At 39.1% G+C, this 4,774-nt stretch carries 1 protein-coding gene; it reads right to left on the reverse strand.

From position 1 onward, the window contains the following. On the reverse strand, nucleotides 1-4,774 hold a 4,774-nt coding region (locus ACEW8O_RS06335; protein ID WP_373493782.1), incomplete at both ends, for an amino acid adenylation domain-containing protein.

The raw sequence follows: 4,774 nt of genomic DNA on the forward strand, positions 1-4,774 counted from the left end.
TTCCGTAAAGGGTTTTTGTGTTCCATTTAAGGATTCCAAAAGCTGATTTTCTTCTTCCTTTTGAAGGATTTCCAGCATTCCGATTTTTTCTGTGGGATTATTACAAATGGATTGCAAAAGCTGTTTGTAATGAGAGGCAAATTTTATAATCGATTCTTTTTTAAATAGATCTGTACAATACTCCAATAAACCTTCAATTCCTCCATTTGTCTCCGTAAGCTCAAAAGTCATGTCGAACTTAGAGGTTAAATGCTCAAATGCTTTTTCGGAAATTTCTGCTCCTTCTATTTCGAATTTGGAATCTGGAACATTCTGCAAAACGAACAGCACTTGGAATATGGGGTTTCTGCTTAAGTCTCTTTCCTGGCCTAAATTACTCACTATGATTTCAAATGGCACTTGCTGAACTTCAAAAGCTTCTAAAGTAGATGTTTTTACCTGGTCCAAAAATTCATCAAATCCCAAAGAGTTTTGGATTTGGGATCTAAGGGCTAGTGTATTTACAAAAAAGCCTATCAAATCTTCTGTTTCCTTGTTTTCTCTTCCGGCTATAGGTGTTCCGACACAAATATCCTCCTGACCACTATACCGATAAAGCAGGATTTTGTACGCCGCTAGCAATGTCATGAATAGTGTGACTTTTTGACTTTTCCCTAAATCTTTCAGTTGAGAGACTATTTTTGAATCAAGTGTAAATCGATGAATATCTCCTTTTGAGCTAAGAATGGAAGGTCTTGTGTAGTCAGTTGGAAGTTGAAGTGGTGTGGTATCCAGAAGTCTTTTTTTCCAAAGGTCTATTTTTGATTGGAAAGAATCCTGAGCGATAATATTTCTCTGCCATAGTGCATAATCTGCATATTGATATGGGAGCTCGGGTAAACCAGGTGAGTTTCCTGTAGAAATAGACCTATAGAGTTCTTTAAGCTCCTTTTTAATTATGGAAGAGGACCATCCATCAGAGGCAATATGATGCATGGTAATGACCAAACAATATTCATCTGTTCCAGATGTGATAAGACATGCCCTGATCATGTAATCATTATTCAAGTCAAAAGGCACTCTGATCAGCTTGGTGATTTCTTTGTCAAGATCCTTGTCGTTGGATTCTTTGTCATCAAGTTTAAATTGATTCTTTTCCAGTATTTTTTGATATTCCACACCATCTATTTCTGAGATGACTGTTCGTAGGATTTCATGTCGGTTGACGATTTGTTTTAGACCATTCTCCAATGCTTTTTTGTCCAGTTTTCCTCTTATTTTAAAAATGACGGGAATGTGGTACTGAACGCTGCCTTCTAATTGATGAATAAACCAAAGGCTTTGTTGATTGTAGGAAAGGGGAACATTTTCGGGTCTTTCGCTAAGGATTTGGACTCCATATTCCTTATTATCAATTTCTTTGGTAGAAAGGATTTCTGTCAACTTTTTCAAAGTTGGGTTAGAAAACAGATCTCGGATAGAAATTGAATGTCCTGTTTCCTGTTTTAAAGCTACAATTACCCTCATGGCCATAAGAGAATGGCCCCCAAGTTCAAAAAAATCATCATTGAGCCCCACTTTCTCTACACCTAATATTTCTTCCCAAATTTCAGCTAACTGCTTTTCAGGTTTGGTTTTTGGAGGTTCAAATTTTGAGGTCTCAAAAGATTCCACCACAGGCTCAGGAAGTGCTTTCCTGTTGACTTTACCGTTGAAAGTCAACGGTAGAGTATCCAGTTCCATCCAAGTTTGGGGCACCATGTAATCAGGAAGTTTTTCGCTGAGAAAAGAAATAAGATCATCTCTTTTAAAGGGATCTTTGCACACCACATAGCCCACAAGTCTATCGTTGCCCCAGTTATCCTGTTTTACTGCGACAACTGACTGTTTAATCCCCGTGTGCTGCTGAAGTACAGTTTCAATCTCCCCGAGTTCGATTCGGTGGCCTCTGATTTTGACCTGATCATCGATCCTCCCCAAGTATTCAATATTGCCGTCAGGGAGCCATTTTGCAAGGTCCCCGGTACGGTACATTTTAGCATCTTTCTTTTCACTGAAAGGGTCAGGAACAAACTTTTCGGAAGTGAGTTCAGGCCTGTTGAGGTAACCTCTTCCGACACCATCCCCTCCAATACAGAGTTCACCCGGAATTCCTATTGGATTGGGTTGATCTCCTGAACCAAGAATATAGATGGAAGTGTTGGCAATGGGTTTACCAATATTCACTTTGCGGGAGGAATCCATTTTATTCAGAGTGGACCAGATTGTAGTTTCCGTTGGACCATATAGATTCCAAAGTGTCCCTAAAGATGAAAGCGTATTTTTTGTATCTTCCTTGAGCGCTTCTCCGCCCACCAGCATTTTTATCCCGCTTGGGTTTTTCCATCCACTTTCGAGAAGCAATTGCCATCCTGATGGCGTGGCTTGCATATGAGTAGGTGCTTTTTCTTCGATTTCCTGTGCAAGTTTATAACCATCGAGGGTAGTTTCTTTATCAGCTAAGTAAACGCAGCCTCCCTGAAAAAGCGGAAGAAATAGTTCAAGATAAAAAATATCGAAGCTATATGTGGTGACAGATAGAATACTGGAAGAAGAATTGAATTCTACATCTCTGGACATGCTGATAAGAAAGTTGACCAAATTTCTGTGTTCAACCATCACACCTTTAGGCTTACCTGTGGATCCAGAGGTATATATGATATCAAAGAGATTTTCAGGACTAGGCGAGGGGAGTGGCTTGTTGGAGGACATTAAGTTAATTTCCTCTCGTTCTTGATCTAATAACAGTTTTTTGTGACTTGAGACCTTGTCTGAAGTACTTGAGATGCAAATGACAAAATCAGCTCCAGTATCTTCCAACATGTAATCAATCCTTTCTACAGGTAGCGAAGGGTCGATAGGAACCAATGCGCCCCCGGCCTTTAGAATTCCAAGAATCCCGATGACCATCTCAATAGATCGATCTATGCAAAGTGGTATCGGGTTTTCCGACTTGACTCCTTTTAAGATCAGGTAGTTGGCGAATTGGTTAGATCTTTGGTCAAGTTCTTTATAATTTATACTTTGACCGCCAGCAACAACGGCCAGCTTGTTTGGTGACTGCTTCGCTGTTTCCTCAAAAAGACTTACAACTGTTTCACTTTTGGCGTAATTGGATTTTGAATTGTTGAATTTTCTTAAAATAAGGTCATCTTCCTCAAGGCTTATCATTTTCAGTTTTTCAATCCTGTTAGATGGATTATCAGAAATTGAATACAACAAGGTCTTGTAATGGCCAATCATCCTTTCTATGGTTTCTTTCGAAAAGAGGTCTGTGTTGTATTCAACCATTCCATCATGGCCGTTCTCTGTTTCTGTTAATTCAAAAGCAAAGTCAAATCTCGAAGTTGAAAGATTGAAACCCAATGATGTCCACTTGGTGTCATCTGTTTGAAAGCTTTTTTCAGATGCGCCATGGAGAACAAACAATACCTGAAATAGAGGATTCCTACTTAGATCTCTTTTGATCTTAAGTGATTCGACAATTAACTCGAAAGGAATTTGCCCATTTTCAAAAGCGTCAATGGTATTCGTCCGTACCTGTCCCAAAAGATTGTTGAATCCCAAGTTTCCAGTCAACTGAGTCCTAATAGGAATGGTATTCACAATAAAACCAATCAGATCCTCAAATTCCTGCATTTCTCTGCCTGACACAGGTATTCCGACACAGATATCTTCCTGCTGGGAGTACCTGTGGAGCATTACATTGAACGCAGTTAAAAGGGTCATGAAAAGGGTGGCGTTTTGGCCTTGACCGATTGTGTACATTTTATCAATCAGTTCTTGTTCAATTGAAAATTGCAATAAATCTCCTTTTGTAGAAAGCACAGCAGGCCTTGGGAAATCAGTAGGAAGCTGAATTGGGTTTGTGCCTTGAAGTCTGCTCTTCCAATATTTTATTTTTTTATGAGATAAATCATGGGAAGTGAATTTCCTTTGCCAAATGGCATAATCTGCATACTGAAATGGGAGTTTAGGAAGATCAATTGCTTTCCCATTTGAATGAGCCCTGTAGAGCCCTAACAATTCTTTTTTGAGTATGACTGAGGATGCCCCATCGAAGGCAATATGGTGCAATACAATTATCAAAATATGATCTTCATTGCCCGGATTTATCAAACATGCCCGGATCATGTGGTCATTGTTCAGGTCATATGGCGTCCCTAGGAAATTATGGATTTCTTTATCCAACTCATCCTTACTTACATCCTTGAAATCAATGGCAAACTGATTCTTCTCCAATTTTTTTGGGAATTTGATTCCATCTTTTTCACAAATAACTGTGCGAAGGATTTCATGTCTGTTCACGATTTCAACCAACGCAGTTTTTAGAGCCTTTTTGTTTAAATCTCCTTCAATTCTGAAAATGATTGGAATATGGTATTGGATACTTCCTGATAATTGATGGATAAACCAAAGGCTCTGTTGATTAAAGGAAAGGGGGATGATTTCAGGTCTTTCAGAATTTCCAATTGGAATTCGGTCACTTTCGTCACTACTTTTGGAGGCTAAGATTTCAGCCAACTGCCGAATGGTCGGGAAATTGAACATCTCCCTTATCGAAAGTTCGACTCCAATCTCACTTCGAATAGTAGCTATAACTTTCATCGCCAGTAAGGAGTGTCCTCCCAAAACAAAGAAAACATCTTGGATACCAACTTTCTCCAATCCAAGTGTTTTTTGCCAGATTGCAGTTAATAGTATTTGAAGTCCTGTTTTAGGAGCCTCGTAAGTTTCACTAGGAATATGTTCAATT

It is taken from the genome of Aquiflexum sp. (genome assembly GCF_041749095.1).
In the GTDB taxonomy this organism is placed as follows: domain Bacteria; phylum Bacteroidota; class Bacteroidia; order Cytophagales; family Cyclobacteriaceae; genus Aquiflexum.